This is a genomic window from Streptomyces sp. NPDC054975 (assembly GCF_053609105.1).
Map to the genome: position 1 here is coordinate 15,355 of NZ_JBSGWV010000066.1, position 16,759 is coordinate 32,113.

The 16,759-nt window shown below is 71.7% G+C and carries 16 protein-coding genes; 6 read left to right on the forward strand and 10 right to left on the reverse strand.

The features are described 5' to 3' along the window. Window positions 1-161 precede the first annotated feature (161 nt). A complete protein-coding gene (locus tag ACWF79_RS32075) occupies window positions 162-1,550 on the reverse strand; it encodes a DUF1996 domain-containing protein (RefSeq protein WP_453731696.1) in 1,389 nt (462 codons plus the stop codon). A gap of 212 nt (window positions 1,551-1,762) precedes the next feature. On the opposite strand from ACWF79_RS32075, the gene ACWF79_RS32080 reads away from it, so the two are divergent. Further along, window positions 1,763-2,335: a hypothetical protein gene (locus ACWF79_RS32080; protein WP_453731697.1), complete on the forward strand. Its 573-nt coding sequence runs from the start codon at window positions 1,763-1,765 to the stop codon at window positions 2,333-2,335. 42 nt (window positions 2,336-2,377) lie between these two features. Beyond that, the gene (locus ACWF79_RS32085) at window positions 2,378-3,787 is read left to right on the forward strand and encodes a PepSY-associated TM helix domain-containing protein (protein WP_453731698.1); all 1,410 of its coding nucleotides are present in this window, start codon (window positions 2,378-2,380) and stop codon (window positions 3,785-3,787) included. On the opposite strand, the gene ACWF79_RS32090 is transcribed toward ACWF79_RS32085, so the two are convergent. The 5 genes from ACWF79_RS32090 to ACWF79_RS32110 all read right to left on the reverse strand — a co-directional run bounded on the left by ACWF79_RS32090 (window position 3,788) and on the right by ACWF79_RS32110 (window position 9,716). Then, a complete protein-coding gene (locus tag ACWF79_RS32090; RefSeq protein ID WP_453731699.1) occupies window positions 3,788-4,309 on the reverse strand; it encodes a winged helix-turn-helix domain-containing protein in 522 nt (173 codons plus the stop codon). It lies immediately after the preceding gene. A gap of 304 nt (window positions 4,310-4,613) precedes the next feature. Continuing rightward, window positions 4,614-5,783 (reverse strand): RNA-guided endonuclease InsQ/TnpB family protein, encoded by a 1,170-nt coding sequence (locus tag ACWF79_RS32095; protein ID WP_453731700.1) that lies wholly within the window; start codon window positions 5,781-5,783, stop codon window positions 4,614-4,616. A gap of 167 nt (window positions 5,784-5,950) precedes the next feature. After that, the gene (gene glnII, locus ACWF79_RS32100) at window positions 5,951-6,982 is read right to left on the reverse strand and encodes a glutamine synthetase (protein WP_453731701.1); all 1,032 of its coding nucleotides are present in this window, start codon (window positions 6,980-6,982) and stop codon (window positions 5,951-5,953) included. 140 nt (window positions 6,983-7,122) lie between these two features. After that, window positions 7,123-8,286 (reverse strand): ARPP-2 domain-containing protein, encoded by a 1,164-nt coding sequence (locus ACWF79_RS32105; protein ID WP_453731702.1) that lies wholly within the window; start codon window positions 8,284-8,286, stop codon window positions 7,123-7,125. Further along, window positions 8,283-9,716 (reverse strand): hypothetical protein, encoded by a 1,434-nt coding sequence (locus ACWF79_RS32110; RefSeq protein WP_453731703.1) that lies wholly within the window; start codon window positions 9,714-9,716, stop codon window positions 8,283-8,285. Before ACWF79_RS32110 ends, ACWF79_RS32105 begins: the two co-directional genes overlap by 4 nt. Before the next feature lie 357 nt (window positions 9,717-10,073). On the opposite strand from ACWF79_RS32110, the gene ACWF79_RS32115 reads away from it, so the two are divergent. Continuing rightward, entirely contained in the window at window positions 10,074-11,003 is a 930-nt protein-coding gene (locus tag ACWF79_RS32115; protein ID WP_453731704.1) for a Gfo/Idh/MocA family protein, read from the forward strand. A 204-nt stretch (window positions 11,004-11,207) separates the two neighbouring features. On the opposite strand, the gene ACWF79_RS32120 is transcribed toward ACWF79_RS32115, so the two are convergent. Continuing rightward, window positions 11,208-11,675 (reverse strand): MarR family transcriptional regulator, encoded by a 468-nt coding sequence (locus ACWF79_RS32120; protein WP_453731705.1) that lies wholly within the window; start codon window positions 11,673-11,675, stop codon window positions 11,208-11,210. A 63-nt stretch (window positions 11,676-11,738) separates the two neighbouring features. On the opposite strand from ACWF79_RS32120, the gene ACWF79_RS32125 reads away from it, so the two are divergent. Next, entirely contained in the window at window positions 11,739-12,620 is an 882-nt protein-coding gene (locus ACWF79_RS32125; protein ID WP_453731706.1) for an alpha/beta fold hydrolase, read from the forward strand. Between the two features lie 4 nt (window positions 12,621-12,624). Here ACWF79_RS32125 and ACWF79_RS32130 read toward each other — a convergent pair whose 3' ends face one another. Continuing rightward, a complete protein-coding gene (locus tag ACWF79_RS32130; protein WP_453731707.1) occupies window positions 12,625-12,984 on the reverse strand; it encodes an arsenate reductase family protein in 360 nt (119 codons plus the stop codon). Window positions 12,985-13,132: 148 nt separating this feature from the next. Between ACWF79_RS32130 and ACWF79_RS32135 the strand changes: the two genes are divergently transcribed. Continuing rightward, a complete protein-coding gene (locus ACWF79_RS32135; RefSeq protein WP_453731708.1) occupies window positions 13,133-13,408 on the forward strand; it encodes a hypothetical protein in 276 nt (91 codons plus the stop codon). A 74-nt stretch (window positions 13,409-13,482) separates the two neighbouring features. Here ACWF79_RS32135 and ACWF79_RS32140 read toward each other — a convergent pair whose 3' ends face one another. Then, window positions 13,483-14,286: an excalibur calcium-binding domain-containing protein gene (locus ACWF79_RS32140; protein WP_453731709.1), complete on the reverse strand. Its 804-nt coding sequence runs from the start codon at window positions 14,284-14,286 to the stop codon at window positions 13,483-13,485. Window positions 14,287-14,560: 274 nt separating this feature from the next. Further along, complete coding sequence (gene glnA, locus ACWF79_RS32145; RefSeq protein WP_453731710.1) at window positions 14,561-15,970, reverse strand: type I glutamate--ammonia ligase; 1,410 nt, start codon at window positions 15,968-15,970, stop codon at window positions 14,561-14,563. A 221-nt stretch (window positions 15,971-16,191) separates the two neighbouring features. Here glnA and ACWF79_RS32150 point away from each other — a divergent pair, with 221 nt between their 5' ends. Next, a complete protein-coding gene (locus tag ACWF79_RS32150; protein ID WP_453731711.1) occupies window positions 16,192-16,659 on the forward strand; it encodes an RDD family protein in 468 nt (155 codons plus the stop codon). Window positions 16,660-16,759: the final 100 nt, after the last annotated feature.

Sequence of the window (16,759 nt, forward strand, 5' to 3'; positions counted from 1 at the left end):
GGGGGTTAGGTTGCGCTGCGGCGGCTGGGGGGGGGTGGGGGGGGGGGGGGGGTGGGGGGTGGGGGTCCGGGGGGGGCGGGTGGGGCGGTGCGCCACCCCCGCGCCCCACGGAACGCATCCCTCGGGCACCACCGGGCACCACTAGAGGTCGGACGGCGGGGCTACGTGCACCGCCGTCCGCTGTTGACGCAGTCCACCACCCTCCGCATCAGCCGTTGGTCGAAGACGTTGATGAAGTCGCCGTGGTCGGTGACCGGTTTGTGCAGCTGCTCGGGGAAGGAGTCGACGGCGAAGCCGGGCCCGGGAGGCACGTCGTAGACGATCCGCTGCACGAGCTGCGGGATGGCGCGGAAGCCCTTGCCGCACCGACCGCTCGCCGGATCGGCGAACGCCACGTGGGTGCGGTGGTTGGCGCTGTCGGTGTTCCGCCCGTCCCAGCAGCTCTGGAAGCGGAACGTCCGCACCACCTTGCTGCCCTGCGGACAGATCGGGTACTTGTCCTTCAGCTGGCGGTTCTCGAACCCGGTGCAGGACCACGAGGCGTTGGCGTTCGCGTCGCCGTTGGTGAAGGCTTTCGCGTCGCCGGTGATGATCCGCAGGAAGCGGGGCATCGCGGTGACCTTGGAGACGGGGCTGCCGACGAAGTTCAGGGTGACCTGGGCGGGCGTCTGGATCTCGCCGACGTTCTGGTCCTTGCCACCACCGTCCGCGTCGGCGTCGTCCTCGGCCTGCCCGTTCTGCAGCCGCAGCACGGGCCAGTAGTACGTCGAACGGTCACCCTGGTTGCGGCAGGTGGTCCGGCCCCGGGCGAGGTCCTGGTCGCTCGCGAAGGCGTCGTTGGCCTGGTTGCCGACGTAGTCGTGCATGTGGTGGGCGCCGTTGCTCACACCCGGCGCGACGATGACGTTGTCCGGGTTGAACTTTCCGTTCTGGTTCCGGCCGCAGTTGGTGGTGAACGAGCCGCGCGAGCCTCCCTGGCGCTGCGAGGGCAGTTTCACGTTCGGCCGGACGGAACGGATGTCGACGAAGTCGGCGGCCTCGGGCCCGTTCCCGGACTGCCCCTTCTCGGCCCCCCTCTGCTCGTCCGTCCCCCGGCCGCCTCCGCTAGGCTCGTCGTCGGCGCGCAGGGTGCAGGGCGCGAGACCGTCGAGCGGCTCGCCCACGGACTGCCCGATCCGCTGCAGTACGGGGAGCCGCTCGTCCTTGAGCGGGGTCAGGATCTGCTGCTCGGCGAAGTCCGGGTCGCTCTCCACCTGTTCCCGGTCGTCGGCCAGCCGCTGGTAGGCGGCGGTGATCTGACTGTCCAGGGCGGCGAGTTCACGGTCCACCGAGCCCCGCGCGGACTCCGGTACGTCGGTCAGCTCCTCGGCGGCGTCGGGACAGTCGATCGTCGAGACCGCGTTCCGCCGGTCGGGCGGGCGGTCGCCCCGGCTCTCGCCGGCGGAGGCGTAGACATTGGCGGCGACCAGGCCGCCCGCACCCAGAATCAGGGCGACGGAGGCGGCCACCGCTCGTTTCGCGCGTGTCGAACGTTTTCGTGTGCGTCGCATGCGCCAACATACGCACGCCACGCCCCATCCGTTCAGCCGACACGGCTCGTACTTTCGTTCGCCGTGCTGACCAGGGAGGCGGTCTTACGCCCCCGGGGCCGGGATGTCACCATGGCCGGATCATGACGGATGCCTGCTCGCCGATACGAGCCCTGCGCGCCGCACTGTTCGCGGCGGTCTGCGTGGTATTGGCCGCGGTGGGGCATTCGTCCATGTCTGCGCACGAGATCCCGGCGGGTTCGCTCTGCACGGCGTTCGCCGTCACGGGCGGCCTGGCGTGGCTGGCGGGTGGCCGACGGCGGGGCGCGTACGCGATCGCCGGCGGACTGGCAGCCGTACAGACGGTGCTGCACCTGATCTTCTCGGCGGGCCAGTCGCACCGAGCCACGGGCGCACACACGGCGACGGGCCACGGGGCGACGGGACACGCGCCCCTGGACCCGTCGATGGATCGGGTCATGGAGACGGCGGTGACCGCCGTCGGCGGCCACTCCTCCCCCGGGATGCTCGCCGCGCACCTCCTCGCCGCCCTCGTCTGCGGCCTCTGGCTGGCCAGGGGCGAGGCCGCGCTCTTCGCGCTCGCCCGGACCGTCGGGGCGCTCGCCTTCGCCCCGCTCCGGCTGCTGCTCGCGGTCGTCCGCGTGCCCGAACCGCCGCACCAGGTACGCCCCCGCCCCCGTACGCCCCGCCGACCGCACGGCGTGGTCCTCGCGCACGCCCTCTCCCGGCGCGGCCCGCCCCGGCTGTCCGCACCCCGCGCCACCGCCCTCGGAGCACACGTCTGACCGGGGGCGATTCCCCTGTCGACACCGACTCCTAGGACAGTCATGACCATCGACGATCTCGCGCGCCCGGAAACCCCCGAGGCGCCACCCGAGAAGTCCCCCACCACCGGCACCTGGAGCGCACTGCGCCCCCTCGTCCTGCGCCTGCACTTCTACGCCGGCGTGCTCATCGCCCCCTTCCTGCTCGTCGCCGCGGCCAGCGGCCTGCTCTACGCGCTCTCCTTCCAGGCGGAGAAGATCGTCTACGCGCACGAGCTGGAAGTCCCCGTCGGCGACAAGGTCCTGCCGCTCTCCCAGCAGGTCCACGCCGCGACCAAGGTGAACCCCAACGGCACCGTCACCGCCGTCTGGCCCTCCGCCGAGGACGGCGCCACCACCCGCGTCCTCATGGCCGACCCGGACGTCGAGGAGGGCAAGTCCCTCGCCGTCTTCGTCGACCCGTACACCGCCGAGGTCCGGGGCCAGCTCCCCAGCTACGGCAGCTCCGGCGCGCTCCCGCTGCGCACCTGGATCGACGAACTCCACCGCGATCTGCACCTGGGCGACCTCGGCCGCAACTACAGCGAGCTGGCCGCCAGCTGGCTGTGGGTGATAGCCCTCGGCGGCCTGCTGCTCTGGCTCGGCAGGCGCCGCAAGAACCGCCGCGCCCTCTTCGTACCGGAGCGCGGCCCGAAGTCCCGCCGCCGCACGCTGTCCTGGCACGGCACGGTCGGCCTGTGGGCGGTGGTCGGCCTCGTCATGCTCTCCGCGACCGGTCTGACCTGGTCGCGGTACGCGGGTGAGAACATCGGCGCGGTCCAGGACCAGCTGGGCGGCGCCACCCCGACCGTCTCCGCGACCCTCGACAGCGGCGCGGCCGGCGGCTCCTCGGAGCACGAGGGCCACGACATGGGCGGCCACACGGCCGCGCCGAAGGGCCCGGACGTCGGCATCGACAAGGTGACGGCGGCAGCGGCCGCGAAGGGCATCGAGGGCAAGATCTCCGTCGTCCTGCCCTCCGAGGGCAAGGGGTACGTGGTCAAGGAGACCGACGCCCAGTTCCCGGTGCACCTGGACTCGGTGGCGGTGAACCCGGCCGACGGCACGGTCATGGACGAGCTCCGGTTCGCCGACTACCCGGTGCTCGCGAAGCTGACCCGCTTCGGCATCGACATCCACATGGGCGTGTTCCTGGGCCTGTTCAACCAGCTGGCGCTGGCCGCGCTCACGCTCGCGCTCATCCTGCTGATCGTCTGGGGCTACCGGATGTGGTGGCTGCGCCGCCCCGGCCGCCCGGTCGCGCGCGGCACGTGGCGAAAGGTTCCGCCGACGATGATGCTGCCGCTGCTCGCGGCGACGGCGCTGGTCGGCTGGTTCGTGCCGATGCTGGGGCTCAGCCTGGTGGCGTTCCTGGTCGTGGACCTCGCCCTCGGCCTGGTGGCCCGGCTGAGGGCGAGGTCCCGGACCGCCTGATCAGGGCGCGTACTTGTAGCCGACCCGCCGCACGGTCTGGATCGTGCGGCGGTGCTCGGCGCCCAGCTTGCGGCGCAGCCGCGCCACATGGACGTCGACGGTCCGCCCGTCGCCCACGTGCCCGTACCCCCAGACCGTCGTGACCAACTGGTCGCGGGTGTGGACGCGGTGGGGGTGGGCGACGAGGTGGGCGAGCAGCTCGAACTCCAGGTACGTCAGGTCCATCTCGACCCCGTCGACATGAGCCACGCGCCGGGCGGAGTCGATGGAGACGGGCCCCGCGCCGTCCGTCGGCACGCCGGGCGCCTGCCGGTCGGCGGGCAGGAGCACGAGATACCCGACCATCGGCGGCCGCCCGGGCAGCGTCGGCAGGGCGTGCGGCGGCGCGGGCAGCAGGGTGGCCCCGGGCGGCAGGAACTCCGCGACCTGCGAGAGGTCGACGACCTCCTGCGGATCGACGGCTCGCAGCCGCTGCCGGGCGGGACGGAGGGGCGTGAGGGAAGCGGTCCGGGTGTGGGCCATGGCAAGCTCTTTCGCGCGATTCGGAGACGTACGCCGTCGTTCGCGCGCCGACCGAAGGCCGCAGGACCGGTTCACATCCCGGTCGGGGCGTTAGAGGGCCGACGCGTTCCTCACGCGCCGACAGCACCGGTCGAAGTCGTGGTGCTGCCGGGAAGGCCAGAACGGCTCGAGGTCGAGACGACCTGTCGCGGTGTCGTTCTGGGAGATGGCCATATCCCTAGTCTACTACTCGGGAATAGGAACAGTCCCAAGTTTGCTGCTCGGATCGTCGATGGCTTCGACGAGGTCCGGCTGCGTCCAGCCGTCACACGGTGAGCGTGAGGGCAGGGGCTTGTGACTCAGCCCCGCGGACCCACGTCCACCAGCCGCGAGCGGCGATGTTGTGGGACGAGTTCAGGTCCGCGTGCTCAACGAAGCCGCAGGACCTGCACGCGAACACGGCCTGCGAGGGCCGGTTGCGTCGTTCGATGTGGTGGCACTGGGAGCATTCCTGGCTGGTGTAGGCCGGATCGACGTACACCAGGGGCACGCCTGCGCGTCGTGCCTTGTACTCGATGAACGTGCCGAGCTGGCGGAAAGCCCAGCAGTGCAGCGTGACGCGTTGGGGCTTACGTAGCCGTACCCGCTCGCGGATGCCCGTGAGGTCTTCCAAGGCGATGCCGCGACCAGTGCGTTGAGCCTCCGCCACGATGCGCTTACTGATCTTGTGGTTGATGTCCCGAGCCCGTCGGGCTTCCTTTCCCGCGCGCTTTCTCGCCCGCCGCCTGGCGGACCTCGTGCCCTTCTTCTGGAGTTTCGCGCGCAACGCGCGGGCGGCCTGGCGTTGGCGATTGAGCCGGCGCCCGCCGTGCTGGGTGCCCGTCGAGGTGGTGGCGACGTTCACGATTCCTAGATCCACCCCGATGAAGCCGTCGGGAGCGGTGCTTGCCTCCCCCTCGGGGACCTCGCAGGTCGCAGCCAGGAACCACTGTCCGCCCTGGAAGAGCAGATCCGATTCACCCTTGCGGTACGCGGTCAACGTGGCCAGTTGCTCGCCCTGTCCGATGAAGGCGAGGTTCTTCATCCGTCCGGCAGTGGTCCAGATCGACACTGTGCGCTCGTCCATCTGCCAGGACAGACACCGGTCGTCGAAAGGTTGCGCTGCGTCGGATCGGAAGATGACGGGCTTGCAGGCGGCCCGGCGACGGCGCTTCGATCCCGGCCTGCCCAGGTTTCCAGCCTCGAGGTTCGCGGTGAGGGTGGTGTACGCGTCGGCGACCTTCCTCAGGACGTGCAGCGCCGGCTGCGCCGAGAGCCCCCGTCCCTTCAAGTCGGCGTACGCGAGCGCTTGTAGGGCGGCTCGAGACGCCCGCGCCGCTTTGAAGGCTCGTTCGGACAGCCAGTTCGCCGCCTCATTGCAGGTGCGCAGTGTCGCCTCAAGCGCTGACGCCTGCGCGGGCGTCGGCAGCAGTTTCACCCGCACAACCAACTTCACGCCCTCGACGCTAACCCTCCGTCTTGGCAGACAAGCGGGGTTTCATTGCGATCAGCAGTACGTGCGAACCATCGAAGGCCCGTTCGTAGTCGGCTGCCGCTCCGAAAGCGCCGTAGGGGCGCCCACCGTGTCGACGGTGGGCGCCCCTACGGGACAGCGAGCGCGGATCAGACCTGGCCGGCCTTCTCCAGGGCCTCGCAGCAGGTGTCCACCAGGAGGCGGGTCACCACGTACGGGTCGACGTTCGCGTTCGGGCGGCGGTCCTCGATGTAGCCCTTCTGGTCCTGCTCGACCTGCCACGGGATGCGGACCGAGGCGCCGCGGTCGGAGACGCCGTAGGAGTACTCGTCCCACGGGGCGGTCTCGTGCAGCCCCGTCAGGCGGTCGTCGATGCCGGCGCCGTAGTTCTTGACGTGGTCGAGCGGCTTCGAGCCCTCGCCCAGCGACTCGCACGCGGTGATGATCGCGTCGTAGCCCTCGCGCATCGCCTTCGTCGAGAAGTTGGTGTGCGCGCCCGCGCCGTTCCAGTCGCCCTTCACCGGCTTCGGGTCCAGCGTCGCCGAGACCTTGAAGTCCTCGGCCGTGCGGTAGAGCAGCCAGCGCGCCACCCACAGCTGGTCCGCGACCTCCAGCGGCGCCAGCGGGCCGACCTGGAACTCCCACTGGCCCGGCATGACCTCGGCGTTGATGCCGGAGATGCCCAGGCCCGCCGTCAGGCAGTTCTCCAGGTGCGCCTCGACGATGTCACGGCCGAAGATCTCGTCGGCGCCGACGCCGCAGTAGTAGCCACCCTGCGGGGCCGGGAAGCCGCCGACCGGGAAGCCGAGCGGGCGCTCGCCGTCGAAGAAGGTGTACTCCTGCTCGATGCCGAAGATCGGCTCCTGCGCGGCGTACTTCGCGTAGACCTCGGCCAGCGCGGCACGCGTGTTGGACTCGTGCGGCGTCATGTCCGTGTTGAGGACCTCGCACATCACCAGGATGTCGTCGCCACCGCGGATCGGGTCGGGGCAGACGAAGACCGGCTTGAGGACACGGTCCGAGGCGTGGCCCTTGGCCTGGTTCGTGCTGGATCCGTCGAAGCCCCAGATGGGCAGCTCCTCCAGGGTGGCGCCCGTGCCCGGCAGAATCTTCGTCTTGGAGCGAAGCTTCGCGGTCGGCTCGGTGCCGTCGATCCAGATGTACTCAGCCTTGAAGGTCACGGGCCTCATCCTTTGGCGTGCTGCTGCTGCGGGAGCGTGCTGCGGCTCGCGACGCTGCGAGAGCTGCGGTGTGTCTGTCTGCGCGCAGCTTGGCAACACGGGATTTCCCGGTCGTTGCCCGAATGTGAACCCCGTGTTACTCAGCCTTCCTGTGTTTCGCGGACCCTCCGCCGGACCTCGTGCGCGTGCAGCAGCGACCCGAAGCCGGCGTTCTCGACACGCCGTGCGAGCTCGGCGTACGTCGTCCCCAGCGCCTCGGCCGTACGCCCCAGGTGCCAGTCGCAGTCCGCGAGCCGGCGCAGCAGATGGCCGCGGCGGATCTGGTTCTCGGAGAGCCGGAAGGTCTTCAGGTACAGCGTCCGCCCCTTGCGGTCGGCGATCAGCTCGCCGATGTGCTGCTCCTGCCCGCCCCGCAGGAACGGCGGGAGAAACCGGTACAGATCGTACGCATCCATCCGGTACACCCGCTCGAAGGCGTACGACGTCTCCAGCAGGTCCCGCGCCATGAGCCCGTCGTGCGCCGCCGCCCACGACCGCTCCTGCGCCCGGGCCGCCGCCCGCAGATCCGCGAGCGTGCGGACGGAGCCCGCCCCGTCCCGGATGCGGGCCGTGAACTCCGGCACCTCGGCGCCGTAGAAGGCGTACTGGTGGATCAGCTCCCCGTACAGGTCCTCGATCAGCGTGGGATGCAGGGCGCGGTAGTCCGCCGGGTGCGGCACGACGAAGGCGGCGGCCAGGGCGTCGGCGACGTACAGCATCACTCCGCACTGCCCCGGGTGGATCTCGAAGATCCGCAACGCCTCCGCGAGCCCCGGCACGCTCCACCCCGCGTACGCCGCCTCGCCGCGCGGCGAGAGCCCCTGGCGTACCGCCTGCTGGGACCACTCGTCCCAGACGACGGACGGACCGCCGAAGTGGAGCGCCAGGTAGCCCTCCAGGGCGAGGTGCAGCGGCAGGAACCGCAGTCGCTTCTCCGCCTGCCCGTCCTTGCGCCGGCGCTTGGCGAGGCGGTGGTGGCCGCGCCGTACGGGCACGGCGGCCGGCCCGTCGGTCCCGAGCCGGGTGCCGTACGCCGCCGCCTCACGCGCCTGGCCGGACCAGTCGGCGACGAAGCCGTGCGGGATGTACGAGGTGTACGTCGTGCGGTCCCCTAGGTCGACGAAGCCGTGGGCGGCCGCCCCGTACGCCTCGCGGTGGAGCCGCAGCCCCTCCACGGGCTCGGCCCGGACCAGCGGCACGAGCCGGACGCCGCCCCACACCTGCGCGGGACGGACCTCCAGACCGGTCAGATCGATCCGGGTCACCCTCGCGCCCCCTTCAGGAACAGCTCCACCCTCCGGTCCAGATAGGCCAGAAGCTCCGCGAGCCCTGTCCGCCCCTCCGCGAACTGGGCGATCTCCACCAGCGCCGCCAGGTCCTCCGCGTCCCGGATCCCGGCCGTCGGCACGCTCGGCGCCAGCCGGCGCACGTCGAATCCGTTCGCGTCGTATACGGGGTTCACATGGACGGCACTCGTCCGGCGCTCCGGGTCGATCCGGGTCCGCCAGACGCGCAGCACCTCGCCCGCGAGGCCGGGCGGCGCGTTGTCCCACCCGTCCGAGACGATCACCAGCCGGTCGGGGACGCGGCCTTCGGGCCCCTCCAGGGCGTCGAGGATCCGGGTCCCGAGCGGGGTCGGTCCCCAGGGTCGTACGAGCAGCGGATCGGTGGCGCCGGAGGTCCAGTGCGCGCGGTACGCCCCCGGTGCGGCGAGCGCGTCGAGAAGGAAGTGGCAGCCCAGGGCCACCGCCAGCGGCCGGCGCCGCTTCACGGCCGAACCCGAGGCGGAGTAGCTGTCGTCGAGCACCGCCGCGACCCGCCCCCAGCTCCCGGCGTACGGCCCCGCCACGCGGCGCGCCGCCGCCCGCAGCGCACCGGTCAGCTCGGCGCGCCGCGCCGCCCGCTCCTCGAAGGGGAGGGAGAGGACGTAGAGCGCGAGCCGGGTCAGCGGCATCACGGTCAGATCGCGCGCCCGCTCGGTCCGCAGCCGCTCGAGCCGGGTCATCCGGGGCGCGATCCGCTCCAGGAACACCTCGTGCGGTACGCCGTGCCGGGCCGCGAACCCCTCGGCGACGGTGAACGGCAGCTCGTACAGCGCCCCCTGCTCGTAGCGGGCACGGCGGTACGCGTCCAGGTACGGGTGCTCGTAGCGGACGCGCCGGGCGGGTGCGAAGAGGAAGTCGCCCGATTCGCCGCAGGGGAGGGGGAGATGGGTGTGCCGGGCGACGGCCTTCAGGCCCGTGCGGTACTTGACGGCGTCATGGCCCAGGTCGGCGCGGCCGGCCAGCCAGTCGCGGACGATCGCGCGCGTACGGCGGTTGTTGACCTTGGCGGCCCGCAGGGCGCGGAAGAGGCGGTAGACCCGCTGCGGGGGCAGCGCGGCGAGCCGGGCGGCGATCAGCCGCCCCTCGGCCCGCTTCTCGTCCGGCCCGCCGGCCTCGTCGGCGGTGCGCAGCAACTGCTCGACGATCAGGGCCGCGTTGTGGTCGTTGATGTCGAGCGCGAGCGTGGCGGCGTACACGGGGCGGTAGTTGACCCGGACGTACTCGTGCAGGAACGCGAGGGACAGCCGCTGCTCCCCGGCGGTGGAGCGGAACTCCCGCTGCCCGGTGGCGGTGACGGCCGCGTTGACGAAGAGCAGGACGTCCTCGGCGGCGATGAGGTCGGAGAGCGTGTCCGTCGGCTTCTTCGTCATGGGTCCTCGCTGGGGGCCTGGGTGCCGGCCGGGGAATGGGGGCGCGAACAGCGAAAACGTTGCTTCAAAGGCAGGTCCCGGAAGTCGCACCGGAGTCCCGCGGCCGGCGGCTTGCAAGGTAGCCCGGGGGAGGGCGGGGCCGCCAGCGGATTCCCCCGGAGCCCGCTCGATGCCATCCGTCCCCCTCGGTTGGGGGGCGTGTGGCACGCGACCCGGGGGCGAGGGCCCGCGGGCTCGGGTGCTGGTGGGGGACGGCCCAGGGCTCGAGTGCGGGTGGGGGACGGCCCGGGGGCTCGAGTGCGGGTGGGGCGACGGCCCGCGGGCTTGGCTGTCGGTGGGGCGCGGCAGACTGGGGGGATGACGACGTACCTCGGCGCCAAGCCTCGTATCGGCCTCATCGGCACCGGCCCCTGGGCCGCGCGGACGCACGCGCCCGCGCTCGCCGCGCATCCCGGCGTGGAGTTCGCCGGGGTCTGGGGCCGACGGCCCGAGGCCGCCGCCGAGCTGGCCGCCGCCTTCGGCACGACCGCGTACGACGATGTGGAGGCGCTCTTCGAGACCTGCGACGCGGTCGCCTTCGCCCTGCCCCCGGACGTCCAGTGCACGCTCGCACTCCGCGCGGCGGCCATGGGCTGCCACCTGCTCCTGGACAAGCCGGTGGCCACGACGGCCGAGGCCGCGCGGCAGGTGGCCGACTTCGCCGACCTCGGCGGGGTCGCCTCCGTCGTCTTCTGCACGCTCCGCTTCGCGGAGCCGACGGCGCGGTGGATCGACGAACAGGTCACGGCGGGCGGCTGGTTCCTGGGCGAGGCGCACTGGCTGGGCTCGCTCTTCGCCCCCGGCTCGTCGAGCGCGTACGCCGCCTCGCCGTGGCGGCGGGAGAAGGGCGGCCTGTGGGACGTCGGCCCGCACGTGCTCTCCGTCTTCCTGCCGGTGCTCGGTGACGTCACGGAGGTGACGGCCGTCCGGGGCCCGGCGGACGCCCACCACCTGGTCATGCGGCACACCTCGGGCGCGAGCAGCACGGCGACGCTCACCCTCTCCGCGCCCCCGAAGGCGACGGGCGCGGCGCTCGCGCTGTACGGCGAGCAGGGACGGGTCACGATGCCGGGGTGGGACGGCGCGGTGGGCGCGTACACCCGGGCGATCGACGCCCTGATCGAGTCGGCCCGCACGCAGACCCCCCACCCGTGCGACGCCCGCTTCGGCACGCGGATCACGGAGATCCTGGCCGGGGCGGAGGCGCAGGTGGCGGCGGCCGCGGGGCTCGGGGGAGCGTCGGCCTGAGCCCTGGGCCCTGAGCCCTGGGCCCGAGCCTGGGCCCTTGCCCGAGCCTGGGCGTGAGCCCGAGCCTGGGCCTGAGCCCGATGCGGAGCCTTGGCCTGAGCCCTGAGCGCTGAGCCCTGGGCCCGAGCCTGGGCCCTTGCCCGAGCTGGGCCCGAGCCCGAGCCTGGGCCTGCGCCCGATGCGGAGCCCTGGCCTGAGCCCCGGTCAGCGGCCCGGTCCGTCGCCCGGTTCATCCGGGGTCATGATCTCTCGTACGCCCGTCAGGAACCGCCGTACGGCGTCCACCTCGCCCGCGTCGAACTCCCGCAGCAGGTCCACCGTTCCGTCGATCAGCGGTCCGAAGGCGGCCCGGCCCAGCTCCTTCGCGCTCTCCTCGACCCGCAGCAGCACCCGCCGCCGGTCGCGGTCGTCGCGGGTGCGGGCGAGGTGGCCGAGGCGTTCGAGGCGGTCGACGACGGCGGTCGTTCCGGCGGAGTTGAGGCCGAGCTGCGCGCCGAGCCGGCCGGGGGTCGTGTCCGTTCCCGCGCGCTCGGCGTCGAGCAGGCAGATCAGGGCGCGGACGTCGGTGGCGTGCAGGCCGTTGCGCGCGGCGAACTCAGCCTGTCGCAGGCCGAATTCGACCGTCACCGCCCGCAGCAGGTGAAAGATCCGCAGCTCCGGTGAGTCTGTCACGCGCCACCCTCCCGTCGTATTATCTCGCTCAGCGAGATTATCGCCTAGCGAGAGGTCTGCGCCATGCCCGCCGACACCGACACTGCCACCGTCGCCCCCGCCTTCCTCGCCGCCTACGACGCCGTCCTCGACCGCTGGCCCGCCGGAACGACCTCCTCCGACGTGGCCACCGCCTACGGCACGACCCATCTCCTCAGCCACGGCCCCGAGGACGCCCCGCCCGTCCTCCTCCTGCCGGGTGGCGGCGCCACCGCCACCGGCTGGTACGCCATGGCCGCCGCGCTCGGCCTGACCCACCGGGTCCACGCCGTCGACCTCGTAGGAGAACCGGGCCGCAGCGTGCCGGCGGACGGCAGGCCCCTGCGTACCGTCGACGACCTCACCGCCTGGCTGGGAGCCCTGCTCGACGGACTGCGCCTGGACTCCGCCGCCTTCGTCGGTCACTCCTACGGTGCTTGGATCGCCCTCCACCACGCGCTACGGGCTCCGGAGCGCGTGGACCGGCTGGTCCTGCTCGACCCGACGAACTGCTTCACCGGCTTCAGCCCGCGCTACCTGCTCCGCGCCCTGCCCATGCTGCTGCGTCCCACTCCCGCCCGGACCGCCGCGTTCCTGCGGTGGGAGACGGGCGGCGCGGAGCTCGACGCGCAGTGGCTGCGGCTGCTCGCGCTGGCCGCTCGATTCCCGAGCGCCCGTCCCGTCACCGGCCCGCGCCCCACCGCCACCGAGCTGAGCACCCTCACGCCGCCGGCGCTGCTCCTCCTCGCCGAGCGGAGCCGGGCCCACGACAGCGCCAGGCTGGCGGCCGGGGCGCGGGCCGCCGTGCCGCACGTGGAGACGGCGACGCTGCCGGGCGCCACGCACCACACCCTCCCGGCGGGCGCTCCGCCGGAGACGTACGAGCGCGTGGCGGGCTTCCTGGCCTCCGGGACCGCCTCCGGGTGAGCCGTCAGCGGGACAGCGCGTCCCGCACGGCCTCGTCGGACCGCCCCACCACGGCCGTGCCGTCGTCGGCGGTGATGATCGGCCGCTGGATAAGTTTGGGGTGCGTGGACAGCGCCTCGATCCAGCGCTCCCGGTTCGCCTCGTCGCGGGCCCAGTCCTTGAGGCCCAACTCCTTCGCGACCGCCTCCTGCGTCCGCGTGATGTCCCACGGTTCGAGCCCGAGCCGCTCCAGGACGTCCCTGATCTCGGCCGGGGTCGGTACGTCCTCCAGGTAGCGCCGCACGGTGTACTCGGCGCCCTCCTCGTCGAGCAGATGCAGCGCGCCACGGCACTTCGAACAGGCGGGATTGATCCAGATCTCCATGGCGCCAACGGTACCCGGCGCGCGCTCGTCCACCACCCCTCAAAGCCGGTCTGAACAGGGGCGATTGTCAGTGGTGGCACCTAAAATAGGGGGTGAAGGTGAGGGTCCCGGGGAGGGCCCCCACCCCGCTTTCGCCAGGAGGTCGCCCATGGCATTCGCCGTGATCCGGACACCGTCCCTCGAACCCTGGAAGCCCCTCCAGAAGCAGCCGCTCCCCGCGGGCCGTCCCCGCGAGTGGTACGTGAGCCACAACCGCCGCCTGAAGGCCATGCGCCTCGCGATCGTCCTGCTCGACGCGGGCATCCACGACCCCGCGCGGGCGAGCAACGAGAAGATACGCACCACGGCCGAGCTCACCGGCATCCACCCACCCTCGGACACCACCTGCCGCATGGTCCGCGCCCTGATCCGCTACGGCCGCTGACCCCGACACCGAAGAACGGCCGAGGCCCCGGAGAGCACACGCTCCCCGGGGCCTCGCACGCGCGGGCGTGCCACTCACTCGCAGCCGACGCCGTCCCCGTCCCTGTCGAGGTGACGCCCGTAGCCCGGGTCGCCCCGGCGGATCGGATCGGCACCCGCGGCCCGCACGGCGGTGCAGTTCTTGTAGGACACGGAGCTGCCGCCGCCCGAGTCACCCGCCTCGTCCCGCGTGGGCGCCGGGGTCGGGGCCGTGCGTGGGGGCTTCGGCGTGGGCGTCGGCGACTCCGAGGGCTCGGGGTGCAGTTCGGTCCCGGTCGTCGCCGGGCAGTTCGTGCCCGGCGCCACGAGGTGGACGTTCGGGTCGGCGTACTCCGCCACGAGCCGGGCGCCGGCCGCCGGACCCTGGAAGCAGACGATCCAGGTCGTGTGGTTCGCGGGCAGGCGGACATCGCCGTAGGCGCTGTCCGCCCTCAACTCCCCGTCGATCAGCGCCTCCACGGAGACCTCCGCTTCCGAGAACGCCTTGCCGACGACGTTCGGCATCACGAGTTCCGCGCTCGGCGAGGGACTCGCGGAAGCGGAGGCGGTCGCCGAAGCGGTCGCCGAGGCCGCCGCCTTCGGCTTGGCGTCGTCCTTCTTCTCCGTCGGCGGATCGCTCAAGAACGCAAGCAGGAACCATATCCCCGAGAGCACGGTCGCCACGATCTTCTGCGTCCGGCTCCACGGACTCAGCCAGGCCAACGCGATGCCGAGGGGCGGCAGCAAGACCAGGGCCACGATGATCACCGCCGGATGCTGCCACCACCGCCGCCGTACCGGCGGGGGCGCGTGGGGCCCGTAGGGGTTCGGGTACGGCTGAGTCGGCTGGTTCGGGTACACGGCGCTCCCTGCAGCAGGGCCGCTCGACGAGCGGCAAGGAAATGCGGGGGAATCGTAAACTCCAGGTGAAGATCGCCGCCCAGGTATTGCGGAGATTGAGCCCCGACAAGCAGGACGCCCGGAAACGCCGAGACCCCGCCGCTCCGGAAGGAGCGGCGGGGCAAGGGCGGTGCACCTCGGGGGTAGGGCCCGTCACGGTGTCCCCGCAGGGTCCGGACAAGCCGACGAGGGCCGCTGCCCCGAGCAGGGGTGGCGGCCCTCGTGGTGGTGTCTTCTAGAGGTCGAAGTAGAGCTCGAACTCGTGCGGGTGCGGGCGGAGCTGGATCGGGGCGATCTCGTTCGTGCGCTTGTAGTCGATCCAGGTCTCGATCAGGTCGGAGGTGAAGACACCGCCGGCCTGCAGGTACTCGTTGTCCGCCTCCAGGGCGTCGAGGACCGCCGGGAGCGAGGTCGGGACCTGCTGGACGTTCGCGTGCTCCTCGGGAGCCAGCTCGTAGAGGTCCTTGTCGATCGGCTCCGCCGGCTCGATCTTGTTCTTGATGCCGTCGAGGCCCGCGAGCAGCAGCGCCGAGAAGGCGAGGTACGGGTTCGAGGACGGGTCCGGCGCGCGGAACTCGACGCGCTTGGCCTTCGGGTTCGAGCCCGTGATCGGGATACGCATGGCCGCGGAGCGGTTGCGCTGCGAGTAGACCATGTTGACCGGGGCCTCGAAGCCGGGCACCAGGCGGTGGTACGAGTTCACCGTCGGGTTGGTGAAGGCCAGCAGCGACGGGGCGTGCTTCAGGATGCCGCCGATGTAGTAGCGGGCGGTGTCCGACAGGCCCGCGTAGCCCTGCTCGTCGTAGAACAGCGGGTCGCCGTTCTGCCACAGCGACTGGTGGACGTGCATGCCCGAGCCGTTGTCGCCGAAGATCGGCTTCGGCATGAAGGTCGCGGTCTTGCCGTTGCGCCAGGCGACGTTCTTCACGATGTACTTGAAGAGCATCAGGTCGTCGGCGGCGGCCAGCAGCGTGTTGAACTTGTAGTTGATCTCGGCCTGGCCGGCGGTGCCGACCTCGTGGTGCTGGCGCTCGACCTGCAGGCCGACGTTCTCCAGCTCCAGGGAGATCTCCGCGCGCAGGTCGGCGAAGTGGTCGACCGGCGGGGCCGGGAAGTAGCCGCCCTTGTAGCGGACCTTGTAACCGCGGTTGTCCTCGACCGCACCGGTGTTCCAGGCGCCGGCCTCGGAGTCGATGTGGTAGAAGCCCTCGTTGGCCGCCGTGTTGAAGCGCACCGAGTCGAAGACGTAGAACTCGGCCTCGGGGCCGAAGTAGGCGGTGTCGGCGATGCCGGTGGAGGCGAGGTACGCCTCGGCCTTCTTCGCGATGTTGCGCGGGTCACGGCTGTACTGCTCGCCCGTGATCGGGTCGTGGATGAAGAAGTTGATGTTCAGCGTCTTGTCGCGGCGGAACGGGTCCAGGCGGGCCGTCGACAGGTCGGCGCGCAGCGCCATGTCGGACTCGTGGATGGCCTGGAAACCGCGGATCGACGAGCCGTCGAAGGCGAGCTCCTCGGACGGGTCGAACGCCGTCGCCGGGATCGTGAAGTGCTGCATCACTCCCGGAAGGTCACAGAAACGGACGTCGACCATCTTGACGTCATTGTCCTTGATGAACTTCTTGGCCTCGTCGGCGTTCTGGAACATCCAACTCCTCCTACTCCCGGCCCGGGGAGGGGCGGGGTTGCAGCTCGTCCGTGCGGCCAGTGCGGTGGCACACGCTGGACCCGACCATAGGCAGACGGGATTTCTCAAGCATGACCCATTTGTTTCGCCCACGTTAACCGGGTCGGGTGCGCCCGGCAGCCCGGGCGAGCGATGCGGACCCGGGCCGAAGTGATCAAAAACGGGCGCAGTACCGTGGACGGGTGGACAACAGGGAAGCACTCGGATCATGGCTGTCCGGCCCCCGCGCGGCGGCCGAGAACGCAGGCGTCGACTTCGGTTACCGCGGTCAGCAGCTCGGGCTCCCCGAGGAGGGGCCCGGTTCGATCGCCCGCCCCGGCCGCCGGATCGGTGCCCTCGTCGTCGACTGGGCCCTCTGCATGGTGATCGCATACGGCCTCGTCACGGACGGCTACAGCCAGGCGACCGGCAACTGGGCGCTCCTCATCCTGCTCGTCCTGAGCGTGCTCACCGTAGGGACCGTCGGCTCGACCCCGGGCAAGCGGATCTTCGGGCTCCGTGTCGCCTCGGTGTCCGGCGGCCGGCTCGGCCTCCCGCGCGTGCTCGTCCGCAGCGTCCTCGTCTGCCTCGCCATCCCGGCCCTCATCTGGGACCGCGACGGCCGCGGCCTGCACGACCGCCTCTCCGGTGCCGTCCAGGTCCGCATCTGAGCGACAGCGCCGGCGACGAACGACGAGCGTACGAAGAACGAAGGGGCGCCCGGGACCCTTAGGGTACGGGCGCCCCATATCGTTAGGGGACGGCGCAGCG

What these genes read in the sequence shown, in the direction of transcription:
- ACWF79_RS32075 (WP_453731696.1), bottom strand. Translation starts at nt 1,550, where the DNA reads ATGCGACGCACACGAAAACGTTCGACACGCGCGAAACGAGCGGTGGCC.
- ACWF79_RS32080 (WP_453731697.1), top strand. Translation starts at nt 1,763, where the DNA reads ATGTCTGCGCACGAGATCCCGGCGGGTTCGCTCTGCACGGCGTTCGCC.
- ACWF79_RS32085 (WP_453731698.1), top strand. Translation starts at nt 2,378, where the DNA reads ATGACCATCGACGATCTCGCGCGCCCGGAAACCCCCGAGGCGCCACCC.
- ACWF79_RS32090 (WP_453731699.1), bottom strand. Translation starts at nt 4,309, where the DNA reads ATGGCCCACACCCGGACCGCTTCCCTCACGCCCCTCCGTCCCGCCCGG.
- ACWF79_RS32110 (WP_453731703.1), bottom strand. Translation starts at nt 9,716, where the DNA reads ATGACGAAGAAGCCGACGGACACGCTCTCCGACCTCATCGCCGCCGAG.
- ACWF79_RS32115 (WP_453731704.1), top strand. Translation starts at nt 10,074, where the DNA reads ATGACGACGTACCTCGGCGCCAAGCCTCGTATCGGCCTCATCGGCACC.
- ACWF79_RS32125 (WP_453731706.1), top strand. Translation starts at nt 11,739, where the DNA reads ATGCCCGCCGACACCGACACTGCCACCGTCGCCCCCGCCTTCCTCGCC.
- ACWF79_RS32130 (WP_453731707.1), bottom strand. Translation starts at nt 12,984, where the DNA reads ATGGAGATCTGGATCAATCCCGCCTGTTCGAAGTGCCGTGGCGCGCTG.
- ACWF79_RS32135 (WP_453731708.1), top strand. Translation starts at nt 13,133, where the DNA reads ATGGCATTCGCCGTGATCCGGACACCGTCCCTCGAACCCTGGAAGCCC.
- glnA (WP_453731710.1), bottom strand. Translation starts at nt 15,970, where the DNA reads ATGTTCCAGAACGCCGACGAGGCCAAGAAGTTCATCAAGGACAATGAC.